The 16608-nt window shown below is 68.8% G+C and carries 15 protein-coding genes; 2 read left to right on the forward strand and 13 right to left on the reverse strand.

Annotated features, from left to right (window positions below):
* Positions 1–40 precede the first annotated feature (40 nt).
* The 13 genes from JWS13_RS10790 to mftA all read right to left on the reverse strand — a co-directional run bounded on the left by JWS13_RS10790 (position 41) and on the right by mftA (position 14988).
* Entirely contained in the window at positions 41–583 is a 543-nt protein-coding gene (locus JWS13_RS10790; protein WP_206005543.1) for a DUF779 domain-containing protein, read from the reverse strand.
* Positions 583–2106, reverse strand: coding sequence for an aldehyde dehydrogenase (gene adh, locus JWS13_RS10795; protein ID WP_015889872.1), 1524 nt, complete (start codon positions 2104–2106; stop codon positions 583–585). Before adh ends, JWS13_RS10790 begins: the two co-directional genes overlap by 1 nt.
* Positions 2107–2184: 78 nt before the next feature.
* Positions 2185–3501 (reverse strand): sigma-54-dependent transcriptional regulator family protein, encoded by a 1317-nt coding sequence (locus JWS13_RS10800; RefSeq protein WP_206005544.1) that lies wholly within the window; start codon positions 3499–3501, stop codon positions 2185–2187.
* A gap of 66 nt (positions 3502–3567) precedes the next feature.
* Positions 3568–5040, reverse strand: coding sequence for a mycofactocin dehydrogenase MftG (gene mftG / locus JWS13_RS10805; RefSeq protein WP_206005545.1), 1473 nt, complete (start codon positions 5038–5040; stop codon positions 3568–3570).
* Entirely contained in the window at positions 5040–6440 is a 1401-nt protein-coding gene (gene mftF / locus JWS13_RS10810) for a mycofactocin biosynthesis glycosyltransferase MftF (RefSeq protein WP_206005546.1), read from the reverse strand. The genes mftG and mftF overlap by 1 nt, the downstream gene beginning before the upstream one ends.
* Before the next feature lie 106 nt (positions 6441–6546).
* Positions 6547–7269, reverse strand: a complete 723-nt coding sequence (mftE, locus tag JWS13_RS10815) for a mycofactocin biosynthesis peptidyl-dipeptidase MftE (protein ID WP_124395511.1) — start codon at positions 7267–7269, stop codon at positions 6547–6549.
* A gap of 50 nt (positions 7270–7319) precedes the next feature.
* Positions 7320–9281 carry a mycofactocin system FadH/OYE family oxidoreductase 2 gene (locus JWS13_RS10820; protein ID WP_206005547.1) on the reverse strand — a complete coding sequence of 654 codons (1962 nt, stop codon included), beginning with the start codon at positions 9279–9281 and terminating at the stop codon, positions 7320–7322.
* Complete coding sequence (locus tag JWS13_RS10825) at positions 9278–10090, reverse strand: mycofactocin-coupled SDR family oxidoreductase (RefSeq protein WP_206005548.1); 813 nt, start codon at positions 10088–10090, stop codon at positions 9278–9280. Before JWS13_RS10825 ends, JWS13_RS10820 begins: the two co-directional genes overlap by 4 nt.
* Before the next feature lie 8 nt (positions 10091–10098).
* Positions 10099–12078 carry a mycofactocin system FadH/OYE family oxidoreductase 1 gene (locus JWS13_RS10830; protein ID WP_206005549.1) on the reverse strand — a complete coding sequence of 660 codons (1980 nt, stop codon included), beginning with the start codon at positions 12076–12078 and terminating at the stop codon, positions 10099–10101.
* Between the two features lie 16 nt (positions 12079–12094).
* Positions 12095–13276, reverse strand: a complete 1182-nt coding sequence (mftD, locus tag JWS13_RS10835; protein WP_206005550.1) for a pre-mycofactocin synthase MftD — start codon at positions 13274–13276, stop codon at positions 12095–12097.
* A 30-nt stretch (positions 13277–13306) separates the two neighbouring features.
* Positions 13307–14551, reverse strand: coding sequence for a mycofactocin radical SAM maturase (mftC, locus tag JWS13_RS10840; RefSeq protein ID WP_206005551.1), 1245 nt, complete (start codon positions 14549–14551; stop codon positions 13307–13309).
* A gap of 36 nt (positions 14552–14587) precedes the next feature.
* Positions 14588–14890 (reverse strand): mycofactocin biosynthesis chaperone MftB, encoded by a 303-nt coding sequence (gene mftB / locus JWS13_RS10845; protein WP_167372162.1) that lies wholly within the window; start codon positions 14888–14890, stop codon positions 14588–14590.
* Positions 14891–14892: 2 nt separating this feature from the next.
* The gene (mftA, locus tag JWS13_RS10850; RefSeq protein WP_005573048.1) at positions 14893–14988 is read right to left on the reverse strand and encodes a mycofactocin precursor MftA; all 96 of its coding nucleotides are present in this window, start codon (positions 14986–14988) and stop codon (positions 14893–14895) included.
* 133 nt (positions 14989–15121) lie between these two features.
* Here mftA and mftR point away from each other — a divergent pair, with 133 nt between their 5' ends.
* Positions 15122–15745 (forward strand): mycofactocin system transcriptional regulator, encoded by a 624-nt coding sequence (mftR, locus tag JWS13_RS10855; RefSeq protein WP_206005552.1) that lies wholly within the window; start codon positions 15122–15124, stop codon positions 15743–15745.
* Positions 15746–15783: 38 nt separating this feature from the next.
* A complete protein-coding gene (gene mftM, locus JWS13_RS10860; RefSeq protein ID WP_206005553.1) occupies positions 15784–16608 on the forward strand; it encodes a mycofactocin oligosaccharide methyltransferase MftM in 825 nt (274 codons plus the stop codon).

Here is a 16608-nt window from a genome sequence, read left to right on the forward strand (position 1 = left end):
ACCACGACGTAAAAACCGCGGTCGCAGTGAACTTCGGGCGCTAGGGGCCCGGGCGGCGAGCGGGCACGGGACATGCATCGACGGCTTCGGCGACCACTTGCGGTTCGGGTGACGGTGCGGGCCTCCAGCCCTGCTCCCACCGCTCGCCCACGATGACGTCCTCGGCGGCGAGGCTGGAGTTCTCCTCCGGGGTGAAGGCACGCGCACGGCTGAGGAAGCGCATGCCTTCCGGGCTTTCGAGGCTGAAGCCCGATCCTCGACCGGGGACCACGTCGAGCACCAGCTGGGTGTGCTTCCACGCCTCGAACTGCGAACCGGAGATCCACACGGGCACGGCGTCGGCGCCCTCGGGCCGGGTGGACGGGGTCTCCCCGACCCCGAGACGCAGGTCGAGGACACCGAGCAGCACGTCGCGGTCGCCGACGATGAATTCGTCGTCGGGGTAACACATGGGCGCGGACCCGTCGCAGCATCCGCCGGATTGATGCATCATCAGCGCCCCGTGGGTACCGCCGAGGCGGCGGAGAAGCTCCACCGCCCCGGCGGTTGCCTTCAGGCGCTGAGGCGCCCGGGCTGCGTCCATCAGAAGAAGCCCTGAGCCTTCTGGGCGTAGCTGACCAGCAGGTTCTTCGTCTGCTGGTAGTGCTCGAGCATCATCAGGTGGTTCTCGCGGCCGATACCGGACTGCTTGTAACCACCGAACGCGGCGTGCGCGGGGTACTGGTGGTACGTGTTGGTCCACACACGGCCGGCCTGGATGTCGCGGCCCGCCCGGTAGGCGACGCCACCGTCACGGGACCACACGCCGGCGCCGAGGCCGTACAGCGTGTCGTTGGCGATCTCGATGGCCTGGTCGTAGTCCTTGAACGACGTGACGGACACGACGGGACCGAAGATCTCCTCCTGGAAGATCCGCATCTTGTTCTGACCGGTGAAGATGGTCGGCTGCACGTAGTAGCCGCCGGACAGGTCGCCGCCGAGTTCGGCGCGCTCACCACCGGTGATCACCTTGGCGCCCTCGCCCTTGCCGATCTCGATGTACGACAGGATCTTCTCGAGCTGATCGTTGGACGCCTGCGCGCCGATCATCGTGTCGGTGTCGAGCGGGTCGCCCTGGCGGACGGCCTTGGTGCGGATGGCCGCCATCGCGAGGAACTCGTCGAAGATGTCCTCCTGGATCAGCGAACGCGACGGGCAGGTGCACACCTCACCCTGGTTGAGGGCGAACATCGTGAAGCCCTCGAGCGCCTTGTCCTGGTAGTCGTCGTTGGACGACAGGACGTCGGAGAAGAAGATGTTGGGGCTCTTGCCACCGAGTTCGAGGGTGACGGGGATCAGGTTCTGCGACGCGTACTGCATGATGAGCCGGCCCGTGGTGGTCTCACCGGTGAACGCGATCTTCCGGATCCGCGGGCTCGAGGCCAGCGGCTTGCCCGCCTCGACACCGAAACCGTTGACGATGTTCACCACACCGGCGGGCAGCAGGTCGCCGATGACGGAGATCAGGTGCAGGATCGACGCCGGGGTCTGCTCGGCGGGCTTGAGAACGACCGCGTTGCCTGCGGCGAGTGCGGGAGCGAGCTTCCACACGGCCATCAGGATCGGGAAGTTCCAGGGGATGATCTGGCCGACGACGCCGAGCGGCTCGTGGAAGTGGTAGGCGACGGTGTCGGAGTCGATCTCCGACAGAGCGCCTTCCTGCGCGCGGATCGCGCCGGCGAAGTAGCGGAAGTGGTCGATGGCCAACGGAATGTCGGCGTTCAGGGTCTCGCGGATCGGCTTGCCGTTGTCCCAGGACTCGGCGAGGGCGATGGACTCGAGGTTCTCCTCGATGCGGTCCGCGATCTTGTTCAGAATGATGGCGCGCTCGGCAACCGACGTCTTGCCCCAGGCCGGAGCCGCGGCGTGTGCGGCGTCGAGGGCGAGTTCGATGTCCTCGGACGTCGACCGCGCGACCTCACAGAACGGCTGCCCCGTGACGGGGGTCGGATTCTCGAAGTACTGGCCCTTGACGGGCGCAACCCACTGGCCGCCGATCCAGTTGTCGTAACGCGATTGGAAGGACATGACGGCGTCGGGCGAACCCGGGCGGGCATACACGGTCATCGATAACTCCCTGGTGTCGTGAAACTCGGTGGAACTTTCTCGGTGTGACTCACAACACTAGGGACCGTACCGTTGCAACTACGTTGCGTACTGCTGATCGAACAGATCGATCCTCGACTTGACCTGGGAATACAACGGGGAACGCGGATCGAGGCCCGCGAGGTACGCCTCCCACGCGGCGACGTCCTCACGGCCGTGGACGGACGTGGTCCACTTCGCGAGCAACCGCTGATCGCCCTCCCGCAGCAGCGCCGCCTGGACGCGGGCCCGCAGTTCGCCGCGCAGGTCCTCGACCCCGGGCGCCTCCGAACCGGGCAGGACCGGACCCGAGTAGACATCGAGGGCGGCGGCCAGCTCACCGCGGTCCAGGGCTCCGCGCACCTGCCGGACGTCGGACGTCAATTCGGTGAGCAGCCGGTACGGCCGCGAACCGAGGTTCGCCGGACCGAAAACCTTGCGCAGGCGGGACATCTCGGCACGAATGGTGACGGCGTCGAGTTCGTTCTCGTCGAGCAGCACCGCGAGCCGGTCGGAACTCAGGCCCTCGGGGTGTTCCGCCAGGAGGAGCAGGATTTCCGCGTGCCGCTGCGAGAGCGGGATGCGTTCGGCGCCGCGCACCAGAGTCGGTCGTCCCGAACCCAGCACCTCCAGCCGCAGCACCGTCTCGACCAGCGGCTGCGGTGAACGCAGCAGGTGCAGGCGCAGTTCCGCCTCGGCGGCCGCGACGGTGGCCCGGATCAGCGACAGCACCTCGGGCACCGCCACCCGCGGGCCGCCGGTGATGTCGATGGCGCCGACGATCAGCCCCGTCGCCGGGTCGTGGACGGGCGCCGCCGAACAACTCCAGTCGTGCACCGACCGGCTGAAGTGCTCGGCGCCGAAGATCTGCACGCAGTGGTCGAGCGCCAGCGCGGTGCCCGGGGCGTTGGTGCCGACGGTGTCCTCACTCCAGTCGGCGCCCTCGACGAAGTTCATCTCCAGCGCGCGATCCTTGGCGGACGAATCACCCTCGACCCACAGCAACTGGCCCTTCTCGTCCGTGATGGCGACGAGCAGTCCGGTGTCGGCGGCGTCCTCGACGAGGAGTTTGCGGACCACCGGCCGGATGATCGACATCGGGTGCGACGCCCGGTACGCGGCGAGATCCGCGGCCGCCAGATCGACCGCGCGGGCGGACCCGTCCGGGCTCACGCCCTTGCTCGTACTGCGCATCCACGAATCGAGGATGACCGAACGCACCGAATTTCCGTCACCAGCCTGGTCCCGGCCTGCGGGGGCGCGACGATCGACGAACAACTGATGCGCCGACGACACCCTGCGCGCCAGCATTGCGACGTCGTCTCCCGGGCGCACGGCGACCCACGGATTGCCCCCTGTGGGCGGTTGACTTTGCATCGAACTCCTCCACGGCGTCTCTGCCTACTGTAACCCGGGTCACACGGCGCCGGGTTCCGCCCTCCGTCACTCCCCGAGGAAGGTACTGACCCGCTCGGCGACCATGACCGCGGTGGCGTGCGGCCCCCGGCTCGGGACCACCGGGAACACCGAGGTGTCCGCGATGGTCAGACCTTCCATGCCGCGGACGTTGCACCGCTCGTCCACCACCGCGCCCGCGTCTGCGCGGCCGCCCATCCGGCAACTGCCGCACAGGTGCAGCGACGTCCCCAGGTGCGCGAGCACCGAGCGATCGGACACCTCCACGGACAGCGGCCGGACCAGCGGGCCGAGTTCCCGCGAGCGCAGCAGGTCCAGTGCGATGGCCTGCCCCTCGCGCAGCGCCCGGCGGTCGGCGGCCGATTGCGCGTACCGGTACTCGATCCGGGGACGGTCCCGGCGGTGTCCCGACGTGAGCCGGATGTCGCCCCGGCTCTCCGTCACCATGAGTCCGATCCCGAGGACCGGGTCGGGTTGCCCGGATCCGGGGACGAGCAAGTCGAACGGCGCCGTGTACGGACGGATCTCGAGGTCGTCGACGTTCAGCACCGTTTCGACGACCGGACTCGTGTCACTGCGACGGAGCGTGTCCCGGACACGGTACGGCAGAGCGACTTCGGGGTGATCGCTGAAACCGGTGCCGACACCGGGCACGTCGAGGACGACGTCGATGTCGTTGTCCCTCAGATGTTCTGCCGGACCGATTCCCGAAAGCATCAGCAGTACCGGGGTTTCGACGGGTCCAGCCGCCAGTACGACCCGGCCGGCGCGGACCGTGCGACGGGTGCCGCCCGACTCGACCTCGACCCCCACCGTCTCGTGACCGGAGAACAGAATTCGCACGACGTCGGAGTTCGCCTCGATCGTCAGGTTGGGCCGCTCCGACGCCGGCAGCAGATACGCGAGAGCGGTGCTGACCCGCCGGCCGCCGTCGACGTTGAGCGGCACCGGGCCGATCCCGCCGGTGCCGGCTCCGTTCTTGTCGGGTTCCTCGGGATGTCCCGCGCCGAGCGCCGCGGCGCGGAACGCCGCGCTGATCTCGCTCAGCTGCTCCGCGGGCTGCCTACGCACGGGCATCGGGCCGGTGGTGCCGTGCCGGGGGTCGTCGAAGTCGGCGTCACGCTCGAGTGCCCGGAACGTGGGCAGCACGTTCCCGTACGACCACGACGCGGGCCAGTGCCGGAAGTCCGCTTCCGTCCCGCGGACGAAGTAGGCGCCGTTGACGGCGCCCGACCCGCCGAGGACGTGGCCGCGCACCATGGCCGAGGGCACGCTCGGCGCCAACTCCACGCCGTACGTCTGCGCGAATGCGCTGCCCGGACCGACGGGCAGCGTCCGGTAGTCGAGGACGGGACAGTCGAGGGCCGACCGGTAACCGGGCCCGGACTCGAGGAGGAGAACCGATCGTCCGGGATCCTCGCTGAGCCGCGCGGCCACCACGCATCCACTCGAACCGCCGCCGACGACCACGACGTCGGCGGCGCGAATCGGATCGGCCACTACGACTTCAACCGGGGCTTCAATGCGTCGAATTCGCGGGCGGCGACGGCGCCCTTCCAGAGCCCGGCGCCGTACGCGACGTCGTCGATCCGCTTGAACACCGTGTGCCGCACGGGTCCCAGCCCGCCGGGCTCCCGGTGGGTGACCCAGTCGGCGACCCCCTCGGCGACGGCGATCGCGAGCGCGATCCGGCGAATCCGTTTCGACAGCAGCACCGCCAGCAGCGTGACGGGCCAGTAATGTCGGCACATCGCGGACGCCAGCTGCCAGGCGCCACCGGCGAAGCCCTGGGCGGCGAGGATGGCGGCGATGCGGGTCGGCTGGTCGAGTCCCGTGAACATGCGGCGCAGGCGCACCAGCATCATCGCGAGCGTGGCGACCGCACCGAGCAGACCCAGCCGGGTGCAGGTGGCCGCGGCGATGCACGCGAAGAACGTCCACGGCGACATCGACAGCGGCGGAACCATGCCCGAATGCCTCGCCGCCAGCGGCGCCGCACCGGTGCCGTAGAACAGCTTGCGGCCGAACCACTTTCCGAACGTCACGCGATGATCGTGCGCGACGTGGGCCACGGGCTCGTACCGCAGGCGCCAGCCGGACTCCTGCAGTCGCCAGCACAGGTCGACGTCCTCCGCCACGTGCATGGACTCGTCGAAACCGCCGAACTCGTCGAGCACCTCACGCCGGGCGATCATCGCGGCGCTCGGGACGTACGACACCGGGCCGCCGGACTGGACGGCGGACTCCTTCCGTCCGAGGTCGAGGGAGGAGCGAGCGTGCTCGTACCGCGCGAGCGTGCTCGCCTCGGGTTCGAGCGCCACGATCCGCGGGGCGACCAGCGCGACCGCGGGGTCGCTGAAGTGGCCGAGCATGACCTCGATCCACCCGGTGCGCGGCAGGACGTCGGAGTCGAGGAACGCCACGAACGGAGTTGCGGCGTAACGCAGGCCGGTGTTGCGGGCCGCAGCAGGCCCCTTGGCCGTCTCGTGACGCAGCACGGTGACGTTGCCACCGCACCCGTTCTGCAGCGCGGGGGCGACGATCGGGACGTCGGAGCCGTCGTCGACGACGACCACCTCGAGTCCGCGGAGTGCGGCCAGCACCCGGTGTAGCCCGGACGCGTTGTTCTTCACCGGAATGACGACGGTGACGTCCTGCGGGGACGGAGTGCTCATGGGGCGCGGGTTGGCGACCCCCGAGTCGAGGAGGCGGCGTGCGACGACGGCGGACTGCGGATCGACGACCTCGAGGTAGCCGTCCCCGATCATGGCCGCCGCGGTGGGCGCCAGCTTCAGCATCCGGGTCGGCGAACCGCCGATGAGCACTCGACCTCCGGAATATGCGCGTACCTTGGGGTCGATTCGGATCCCGAATCCGTCGGGAAGTCGAGCTTGGCGCATCAGTCGATCGTATGCGGATCGGACAGCGCCGGCAGGGCATGCCGGAAATCAGCCGCAAGGATGTGCCGAAAATCCGCCCTCGGCAACTCGAGGGCGCCCGTGCGGGTCATTGGAGCCTCCCATCGGCGCCCGGTTCGCACCGGAGCCGTCCATCGGGGCCCGGTTCCCACCGGGCCAGTGCCTTGGTGACTGTGTGGACGAGCACGCCGAAGATCTGCGCCCCCTCCGCGGCCGTTGCGCCCGTCGGGTCACCGAGCACCCCATTGGCCGACACGGCGACCATACCGCCTTCGCGCAGTCTTGGCATCAACCTCGCGACAGGTTCCGTATTACCGGGCTCGGCCCTGGACAACCGCACCCGACCAGGTGAAAGGTGTAGCAACAAGGACGTTTCCGTACGTCCGGCATGGGCGTCGGCGCCGGGAACCGCGCACGGCACCCAGGCCACGTCGCGGGCCTCGTAACGAAGCAAGGCGACAGCCTTGACCAATGCGGGCCCGTTTCCGCCGTGCCCGTTGACGAACAGCACGCGGTCCGCCCACCGGCACGCGGACCTGCCGTACTCCACCAAAACCGTCTCGAGCGCCTCCGACCCCAGCGAGACGGTCCCGGGAAACCCCTCGTGCTCGCCGCTGGCGCCGTACGCGATCGGGGGTGCGACGAGCACGTGCGGCAGCGCGCGGGACACGGCGTCGGCGATGGTGGTGTCGGTGTCGAGCGGCAGATGCGGTCCGTGCTGCTCGAGGGAGCCGACCGGGACCACGACCGTCGACACGTGGGACACGAGGTCGGGCCACACCGCGTCGTCGAGGTGTCCGGAATGGGGCATCCCCCGATGCTAGGCGACCGCGGATTCGACCCGGGCCGTGACCGCCTGCGTCAGAGCGCGAGCGCGACCCGCTCCCCCTCGATGACGGCGGAGTGCGCGCGGCGCGGAGCCAGGGCGTCGCCGACGCGATGCACCTCGATTCCGCTGTCGGCCAGATGTTTCCAGAGCCCGTCCTCCGGTTGCTGATGCGCGGACGACACCACCCAGTCGACGGTGAGCCGACGGGACGCACCGGTCGGGTGGTGCAGCAGCGTGACCGCGATCCGGCCTCCACCGTCGTCGTCGCACCCGGTCGGCACCACGTCCGTCACCTGGGTGATGCCCTTGCCGTGCGCCCGCCGGTTCCATCCCTCGACGTCCAGCGTGATCCCGAGATCCTGGCCGACGATCATCCCCGGCGTGCAGATCGTGACGGCACACCCGGCGTCGGCAACGAACTCCGCGACGGACGTGCCCTGATGGAATCCCAGTTCGTCGACCACCAGCACCGACCCGGACGGATGCGCGCGACCCTCCAGCACGTCCCGCACATCCACCACCCGGCCCGACGCACCCGCCCAGCGCGGACGGCGCGGACGCGCCCCGGTGGCGAGCACCACCACGTCGGGTCGTCCCTGCGCGAGCGCCTCGGCGGTCGCGTCGGTGCCGGTCCGCACGTCCACACCGCGCCGAACGCATTCCGCTTCCAGGTCGAGAACGAGGTCGAGGAACTCGCGGCGCCCAGGGACGACGGCGGCCGTCCGGACCTGACCACCGAGGACGGCGGCGCGTTCGAACAGCGTCACCTGGTGCCCCCGCTGCGCGGCGGTCGCGGCGGCCTTCAGCCCGGCAGGTCCGCCGCCGACCACCACGACCCGCCTGCCGCGGACGGCAGGTTCGGGCAGCAGGACCGATTCCCTGCCCGCACGCGGGTTGACGACGCAGCCGAGCCACCGGCCGAGACCCATGCGTCCGATGCATTCCTGATTGCACGCCAGGCACGATCGGATGGTGTCCTCTTCGCCGGCCAGCGCCTTCGCCGCGAAGTCCGGGTCCGCGATCTGGCCGCGCACCACCCCGATCAGGTCGCAGTGCCCCTCGTCGAGAGCCCGGTCGGCCTGATGCGGATCCGAGAACCGTCCGACACCGACCACCGGAAGTCCGACCCGCTGCCGGATCGCATTGGGGACGAACAGCGCATACCCGCGAGGGACGGCCATCGACGCCTCGATCATGTGCAGCGTCTCGGTGGCCATGCCGATGGACGTGTTGAGGTAGTCGACCCGACCGTCCGCCTCCAGCAGGGCGGCCACCTCCACCGCCTCGTCGAGGTGTACCCCGCCGTCGAACAGGTCCTCCCCCGCGAGCCTCACCCCGAGTGCGCGGTCCGGGCCGATCGCCGCGCGTACGACCTCGACGACCTCGAGGAGGAACCGGGCCCGGTTGGCCAGCGACCCGCCGTAGCGGTCCGTGCGCCGATTCGTGGCGGGGGCGAGGAAACTGCGCACCAGCGACGAGTGCGAGCACTGGAGTTCGATGCCGTCGAATCCGCCTCGGACACAGTGCTCGGCGACGCGCGCGTACCCGTCGACGAGGGCCCGGATCTCCCGCTGATCGACCGCCTTGGGGACTTCGCGGAACAGTGGGTCGGCGACGGCGCTCGGCGCCCACAGCGGTCGCCGCGAATACATGCTCGACCCCTGGCCGCCGTTGTGGTTGACCTGGGCGAGGATCGGGACTCCGTGTGCGTGGACCGCGTCGGTGATCCGCCGGTATCCCGGGACCACCTCCGGCCGGTAACCGGCGATCACCTTCTCGTACGGCCAGTCACCCGGGTGGGTGGCGTGCTCTTCGGAGATGATCAGGCCCGCACCGCCCTTCGCGCGCGCCGCGTAGTAGGCGGCGTGCTGGGCGGTGGGGAGACCGTCGACGGCGTACCCCGTGAGGTGCGCCGAGAAGACCACCCGATTGCGCAGGGTCAGCGGTCCCAGGCGCAATCGGGTGAACAGGTGGCGGTACGCGGAGGTGCTCACACCTTGGTGTTGCCCATGTCGACGGCGACCTGGCTGCCCGTGACCCGCCGCGAACCGTCACCGGCCAGCCACACCACCGCGTCGGTGATGTCGTCGGTGTCGGCGAGCGGGTGTTCGGTGAGGATGGTGCCGAAGCTCGACAGGTAGTGCGGGTGCTTCTCGAGAATCACCAGGCTGCCCGGATCGGTGCCCATCGGGGTCTTCACCCCATACGGGTGAATGGAGTTGACGCGGATGTCGTACTCGCCCAATTCCTTGGCCGCGGTCTGGGTGAGTCCCACGAGCCCGAACTTGGAGGCGGCGTAATTGGCCTGCCCCGGGAGCGGTTTGATCCCGGCGACGGAACTGATCACGATGATCGACCCCCCGCGCCCACCCTCGATCAGCGCCGGGACCGCAGCCTTCAGCGTCTTCCACGCGCCGGTGAGGTTCACGTCGATCAGCGTCTCCCACTGCTCGTCGGGCATCTCCCAGAAGCGGTTCCAATTGCAGATCCCGGCGTTCGCGATCACGATGTCGAGGCGGCCGAACTGTTCGACTCCCCTGTCGACGACAGCCTTCAGTTGCGCGCTGTCCCGCACGTCCGCCTGCTCGGCGAGGATCTTGCCGCCCTCGGATTCGACGAGTCGCACCGTCTCGGCGAGGTCGTCCGCCGTCGCCGGCTCATAGGTGTTGTACTCCGACACCGGTCCGCAGATGTCGACGGCGATGATCGCCGCACCTTCGCGCGCCAACCGCACCGCGTGCGTCCGCCCCTGCCCACGGGCAGCCCCGGTGATGAACGCGACCTTGTCGTCGAACTGTCCCATGAAATGTCCTATCTCTCGGTGACGAGGGTGAACGGATGGTGATCGAACTCGGACCGCCGATGGGCGGTCGCGGCCAGCGCCTCGGTGCGGCCCTCCCGGACCGCCTCGAGCAGTGTGCGGGGGGCCACGCAGTCGCCGGCCCGCACCGCGTCCGGGCGGGTCGCGCCGAGCGTGTCCTCGGGGAGACGATGCGAACAGTCGATCAGCACGGCGCACGGCACCACCGACTCTTCGGCGGTGTACCGGTTGCGTAACCGCATTCCGTCGCCGTCGATCGACACGATGCGGCTGTCGAGGTGACGCGTCACCCCGGCCCGTTGCAGGCGGGTGTTGGCGTCGGCGAGGTCGCCGGTCAGGCCGAGTCGTGAGCCGGCCACGGAATCCTGGGTCACGATGCTCACGTCGCGTCCCCGCGCCGCGAGCCATTCGGCGACCGCCACGCCGACGGGTCCGCCGACCGGGTCGAAGACGACGTGAGGTCCTTCGACCGGTTCGTCACCGACCCGCAGATCCGCGGCGCCGAAACACCGGACACTTCCCTCGACGGGGAACGGCAGCGGCCTGGGCGTGCTGCCGGTCGCGAGGATCATCGTCACGCCGTCTCGTTCCGCGGCGTCGAGTTCGGCTTCGGAGACCGTGGTGCCGAGACGGAATTCGACTCCGAGGCCGCGGCATTCGTTCGCCAGCCAGTCGGTCAGCGCCCTGAGGTGCGGCGCCCCGACCGCGGCCCGCACCATCCCGCCGAGCCGTGTCGAAGCCTCCGCCACGGTGACCCGGTGACCTCGCAGCGCAAGCACTCGCGCCGCCTCGAGACCGGCCGGACCACCACCGACCACCAGTGCCGTGCCGGCGACCACGGCGGCGTCCTCGGTGGGGTCGAGCGTCTCTTCGGGATCGACGGTCTCGTGCCCGGCCGTCGGATTGCCGACGCACGTGACGACCGGGTTGCGGGGATCGAGCACCTGGCACGTCTGGTTGCACAGGACGCACGGCCGCGGCACCGCACCGCGGCGGATCTTGACGACGAGATCGGGATCGGCGATCTGGGCACGCGTCATCTCGACGACGTCGGCGACACCGTCGTCCAGCGCCCGCCGGGCATCGGCCGGATCGACGACGCTGCCCTGCAGAACGACCGGGACCGCGCCGGCGACGGCCGTGCGGATGCCGCGGCAGAGTTCGGTGCCGAACGCCGGCGGCCGGTGGAAGTCGGGGCGGTACGCGTTCGGCGACAGCGGCCCGCCCCGGACCACCACGAGCAGATCGAGTGCGTCGGCCACATCCCGTGCGTGACCGGCGGCGATCGACGGCGTGATCCCCGCCCAGGACGTCTCCTCGTCGCAGCTCAGGCGCAGGGACAATATCCGGCCGGGGCCCAGCTCTTCGCGGACGGCGGCGAGGACCTCGCGGATGGGCCGGAGCGGGTCGGCACCGTACTCGTCTTCGCGCACATTGGTGAGGTTCGAAAGGAACTGTCGCAGCAGCGCTCTCGGTCCGGCGTCGATTTCGACACCGTCCACGTCCGCCGCGACGGCCGCAGCGGCCCCGGCCCGGAAGCCGTCGACGAGGCTGTCGATCTCCGCATGCTCCATCTGCATCGGCATCTCACGGGAGATCACGTCGGCGATCCCCGACGGTCCCCACAGCACCGCCTGTGAGTACGCGCTCGACCCCTGCAGTCCGGTGTGTCCCAGCCCGGCCAGCACCAATGTGCCGTGCGGGCGGCAGGCATCGACCACGTCCCGCCAGCCGGCGACGCAGTCGGACGCCAGCGGAGCCCGCTCGTACGGCCAGTCGGAGGCATGGACCGACGCCACCTCGGTGACGACGATCCCCGCACCGCCCCGCGCCCGGCGCTCGTAGTACGCGACGTGACGCGGTGACAGTGCTCTACCCGCACCGAGATTGGTGGGGTGCGGACCCAGAAGCACCCTGGACGGAGCGTGGCGTCCGGCCAGGGTGATCGGGTCTGTCAGTTGCGCAGACATCTACGCCGTTCGTGGTTCAGGATTCGGCGCCGAGTACGCGGGCGAATCCGGGCGGCATCACGACGTCGGACGGGGTGAGGTCGTGGATGTTCGAGTGGCCCAACCCGAGCAGTGCCGAATCGATACCGCCGCGCAGGACGTCGAGGACGTTCTCGACGCCGGCCTGACCGTTCGCCGAGAGACCCCACAGGTACGCGCGGCCGATCATCACCGCACGCGCACCGAGCGCGACGGCCTTCACGACGTCACTGCCGCGGCGGATGCCGCCGTCGAGGAGCACCTCGACCTGATCGCCCACGGCCTCCGCGATGGCGGGCAGCGCGCGGATCGGCGCCGGGGTGCCGTCGAGGTTGTTGCCACCGTGATTCGACACGGAGATCGCGGTGACGCCGGCGTCGACGGCCCGCTTGGCGTCGTCGACCCGCATGACACCCTTGAGCATGAACGGCCCGCCCCACTGCTCACGCAGCCACGCGATGTCGTCCCACGTCGGCAGCGGCGTCTGCATCCACTCGCCGTAGGCGCCGAAGAACGTCGGCGGTTCCTGACCGGGCTGCGCCAGGTTCGGGGTGGTCAGATCCGGGATCTTGCGGGTCTTCGCGAACTCGTACAACCACTTCGGCCGGGTGATTCCCTCCGGCGCGAACTGCAGCATCGCCTTCAGGTCCATCTTCTCGGGGATGGCCGGGCTACCCCAGTCACGCCCGTACGAGAACGACCAGTCGGTAGTGATGATCAGTCCGGTCGCCCCCGCGGCGCGGGCGCGTTCCATCCGCTGGATCAGCACCTCCCGGCTGCCGACCCAGTACATCTGGAAGAACGTCTGAGGATTGGCCGCCGTGACCTCCTCGACCGATTTGCTCGCGAACGAGCTCAGGCCGATCGCCGTGCCCCGTGCCGCCGCCGCACGCGCGACAGCGACCTCGCCGTCGGGATGCACCGCCTGCACACCAGTCGGGGAGATGATGACGGGCAGCGAAATCGACTGTCCCATCACGGTCGTGGACAGCTCACGCTTGTCGGACAACCCCACCACGTGCGGGGCGAACCCCAGTTCGCCGAACGCCGCGATGTTGTCGTCGACCGTCACGCCCCGCTCGGAACCGGCGATCAGCGCCGCGTACACCGACTTCGGCAGACGCTTCTTCGCGCGTCGCTGAGCCTCGGCCACCGTCTCGAAGAACGGATTCTTACCCATGGAAATACCTCTCGTACCCGGCAGACGTCGTTACGTCTGGTCCATGCCCGCAAGCGGGTTCTCGTCACAAATCTTTGCCGGCGGACGCACCATCAGCGTCAACGGAACCGGCGCCCGCGGAGTCCGGCGCTGGCCGGTGCGGGAGTGGTCGACACTGGATTTCGGGATCTCCCCCGCAGCAGCCAACGCCAGTTCGCCGTTGCCGATCACACATTCGGGGTCCGGGCCGTCCATCGGCAGGCCGGTGAAGAACTTCGCGGCCATGCACCCGCCGCGGCAGGAGTCGTAATGGTTGCACTTGCTGCACGCACCGCCGGTCTGCGGGGACCGCAGCTCCTGGAAGAGCTCCGACGTCTGCCATACCTGCTGGAAACCGCCGTCCGCGACGATGTTTCCGGCGAGGAACTGGTCGTGGATCGCGAACGGGCAAGCGTAGACGTCGCCGATCGGGTCGATCAGGCACACCACCCGGCCGGCGCCGCACAGGTTCAGGCCGGGCAACGCGTCGCCGTAGGCGGACAGGTGGAAGAAGGAGTCGCCGGTGAGCACACCCTCGCCGTTGGCCACCAGCCAGTTGTACAGCTCGCGCTGCTGCGCCTGCGTCGGATGCAGTTCGTCCCACACGTCCGCGCCGCGCCCCGACGGTCGCAGCCGGGTGATGCGCAGGGTGGCGCCGTACTTGTCGGCCAGCGCCTTGAAGTCGTCGAGCTGGGACACGTTGTGCCGGGTGACCACCACGGAGATCTTGGCGTCCTTGAAACCGGCCTCGGACAGATTCTCGAGTGCCCGCACCGCCATCGCGAACGAACCCGGACCACGGACGGCGTCGTTGACCTCGGCCGTCGCACCGTCGAGGGAGATCTGCACATCGACGTAGTCGCTGGCCGCGAGCCGGGCGGCGACCTTCTTGTCGATCTTCACCCCGTTCGTGGAGAACTTCACCCCGACCTGGTGAGCGGTCGCGTAGTCGACCAGCTCCCAGAAGTCCGAGCGGACCGTCGGCTCGCCGCCACCGATGTTCACGTAGAACACCTGCATACGCTGCAGTTCGTCGATGATCGACTTGCACTGCTCGGTGCTCAACTCCCGCGGGTCACGCCGGCCCGAAGAGGACAGACAGTGCACACACGACAGGTTGCACGCGTAGGTCAACTCCCAGGTCAGGCAGATCGGGGCGTCGAGACCGAGTTCGAACTGGTCGACGAGGCGGCCGACCGGGGCGAGCGAAGCGACGGGGGTTGTCACCGCGGAAGGCCTTTCGAGCATGGAGGTCATGGGCTGTGTCCTCTGGTACGGGGTGAAGAGAGCTGGTCAGGCGGGGACGATCATGTGCGACTCGGCCAACGTGCCGAGCGCTCGCGCGTACTGCGCGGCCGCGTCGTCCCCGATACCCTGCGCCCGCAGTGCGGACCGGGCGTCGGCGTGTGAGGGAAGCGATTCGACCACCGCGACGATCGTGCGGTTCTTCAGGAACGACAGTTTGCGCGTCCCGAAGTGGTAGAGCAGCGCCCCGAAAGGTTCGGGACGCAGCGCCACCTGCGGATGAAGCTTCCAGCCCACATCGAGATCGATACCGGCGTTGCCGGTCACTGAAGCAGATGCTGGAGCGGACATGATCAGTACACGCCGCACATGCCGTCGATCGAGACCTCTTCCACCAGGGATTCCTCGACCAAGTCGTTTTCCAGCACGTTGTTGTCGCGATCCGACATGATTTCCTCCTACTGTTCGGTGATACGGCGCGAGCCGGAGGGATGTTCCCCGTCATAGGTGACCATTCCTGTGACTCGCCTCACCACTGTAATGGCATCGAGTGCAGAATGACAGCTCGGGAGGGTACGAAAGTTGAGAAGTCGGCGAAAACCATCCAGTCGGATAGGGCGACGCCCGTCCACGACGCAGGATCGGATCAGCACCGTCGGGATCGAGTTGTTCACGGAACAGGGGTTCGACGCCACCAGCGTCGACGAAGTCGCCGAGGCGTCCGGCATCGCCCGCCGCACCCTGTTCCGCTACTTCCCGTCCAAGAACGCGATCCCGTGGGGCGACTTCGACGCCCACCTCGCCGAAATGCGCGCTCAACTCGCCGCGCAACCCGGCGACATCCCGATCGTCGACGGGCTCACCGCAGCACTCTTGGAGTTCAACGCTTTTCCCGAGAGCGAGGAAGTCAACCACCGCAAACGCATGGGGCTGATCCTGCGAGTGCCCGCCCTGCAGGCGTATTCGGTGGTGATGTACGAAGGGTGGCGCAACGTCATCGCCGAGTACGTCGCGAGCCGGCTCGGAACCTCACCGACCGACCACGTTCCGCGGACCGTCGGCTATCTCCTACTCGGCGTTGCCATGTCGGCGTACGAGCAGTGGCTCGACGACGATTCGCTCGAACTGAACGAACTACTCGCCAGCGGCATGCAATCGCTCTACGATGGGCTGAGTTCCCTCGGCGAGCCCCACACCCGAACCTGACCCACTCCCGCCATCACCTCTCGGCAAGGTTGCTTCGAATGACTTCCACTCTCGACACGCCCGCGTTCGACTCTCTCGCCCCGTGCGAACCCGGGCTGTGGTCACACGGCCACGTCACGGTCGAGCGGGTCGCGGACGGGCCGCTCACCCTCACCCGCAACGGCGACCTGTTACGGGTCACACATGCCCTGACACCCGAGGATCTGAGCGAGAGACTCGTCGCCTCGGTCACCGCGTCCATCGAGGACGCCGACTTCGGTCAGGGTGAATTCGAATCGACCATGGTCGGACTGGTGCGCTCCACCGTCGACGGTGCGCTCGAGGCGTGGACCGTCTACTACCGCAACTCCCTCGGCGAACTGCTCGACGGCACCGCCGACTTCGCACCGATCCACGAGAAGGCGGAACAACTGGTCCGCGGCTCCGTCCTCGATCTCGGGTCGTGCTTCGGCTTCCTCCCGTTGCGACTCGCCCGCGCCGGGCGGTCCGTCACGGCAACCGACATCCTCCCCGGCACCATGACCCTCCTCGATGCCGTGGCACCGGAACTCGGACTCGATCTGCGCACCGTCGTGTGCGACGCCGCGCATGTGCCGGTCCCCGACGACAGCGCAGACACCGTCACCGCCATCCACCTCCTCGAGCACGTCGACGAAAACATCGGCGCCGCAGTGATATCCGAGGCCCTCCGTGTCGCGCGCGAACGGGTTGTCGTCGCCGTCCCCTACGAGAACGAGGCAACGGCCTGCCACGGCCACATCCGCACCTTCGACACCCCGTCGCTCACCGAACTCGGCGAATCGACGGGACGCCCGTTCGAGGTGTTCGAGCACCACGGCGGCTGGCTCGTCATCGACTGCTGA

It is taken from the genome of Rhodococcus pseudokoreensis (genome assembly GCF_017068395.1).
Taxonomy (GTDB): domain Bacteria; phylum Actinomycetota; class Actinomycetes; order Mycobacteriales; family Mycobacteriaceae; genus Rhodococcus_F; species Rhodococcus_F pseudokoreensis.

What these genes read in the sequence shown, in the direction of transcription:
- JWS13_RS10790 (WP_206005543.1), bottom strand. Translation starts at nt 583, where the DNA reads ATGGACGCAGCCCGGGCGCCTCAGCGCCTGAAGGCAACCGCCGGGGCG.
- adh (WP_015889872.1), bottom strand. Translation starts at nt 2,106, where the DNA reads ATGACCGTGTATGCCCGCCCGGGTTCGCCCGACGCCGTCATGTCCTTC.
- JWS13_RS10800 (WP_206005544.1), bottom strand. Translation starts at nt 3,501, where the DNA reads ATGCAAAGTCAACCGCCCACAGGGGGCAATCCGTGGGTCGCCGTGCGC.
- mftF (WP_206005546.1), bottom strand. Translation starts at nt 6,440, where the DNA reads ATGCGCCAAGCTCGACTTCCCGACGGATTCGGGATCCGAATCGACCCC.
- mftE (WP_124395511.1), bottom strand. Translation starts at nt 7,269, where the DNA reads ATGCCCCATTCCGGACACCTCGACGACGCGGTGTGGCCCGACCTCGTG.
- JWS13_RS10825 (WP_206005548.1), bottom strand. Translation starts at nt 10,090, where the DNA reads ATGGGACAGTTCGACGACAAGGTCGCGTTCATCACCGGGGCTGCCCGT.
- JWS13_RS10830 (WP_206005549.1), bottom strand. Translation starts at nt 12,078, where the DNA reads ATGTCTGCGCAACTGACAGACCCGATCACCCTGGCCGGACGCCACGCT.
- mftD (WP_206005550.1), bottom strand. Translation starts at nt 13,276, where the DNA reads ATGGGTAAGAATCCGTTCTTCGAGACGGTGGCCGAGGCTCAGCGACGC.
- mftC (WP_206005551.1), bottom strand. Translation starts at nt 14,551, where the DNA reads ATGACCTCCATGCTCGAAAGGCCTTCCGCGGTGACAACCCCCGTCGCT.
- mftB (WP_167372162.1), bottom strand. Translation starts at nt 14,890, where the DNA reads ATGTCCGCTCCAGCATCTGCTTCAGTGACCGGCAACGCCGGTATCGAT.
- mftA (WP_005573048.1), bottom strand. Translation starts at nt 14,988, where the DNA reads ATGTCGGATCGCGACAACAACGTGCTGGAAAACGACTTGGTCGAGGAA.
- mftM (WP_206005553.1), top strand. Translation starts at nt 15,784, where the DNA reads ATGACTTCCACTCTCGACACGCCCGCGTTCGACTCTCTCGCCCCGTGC.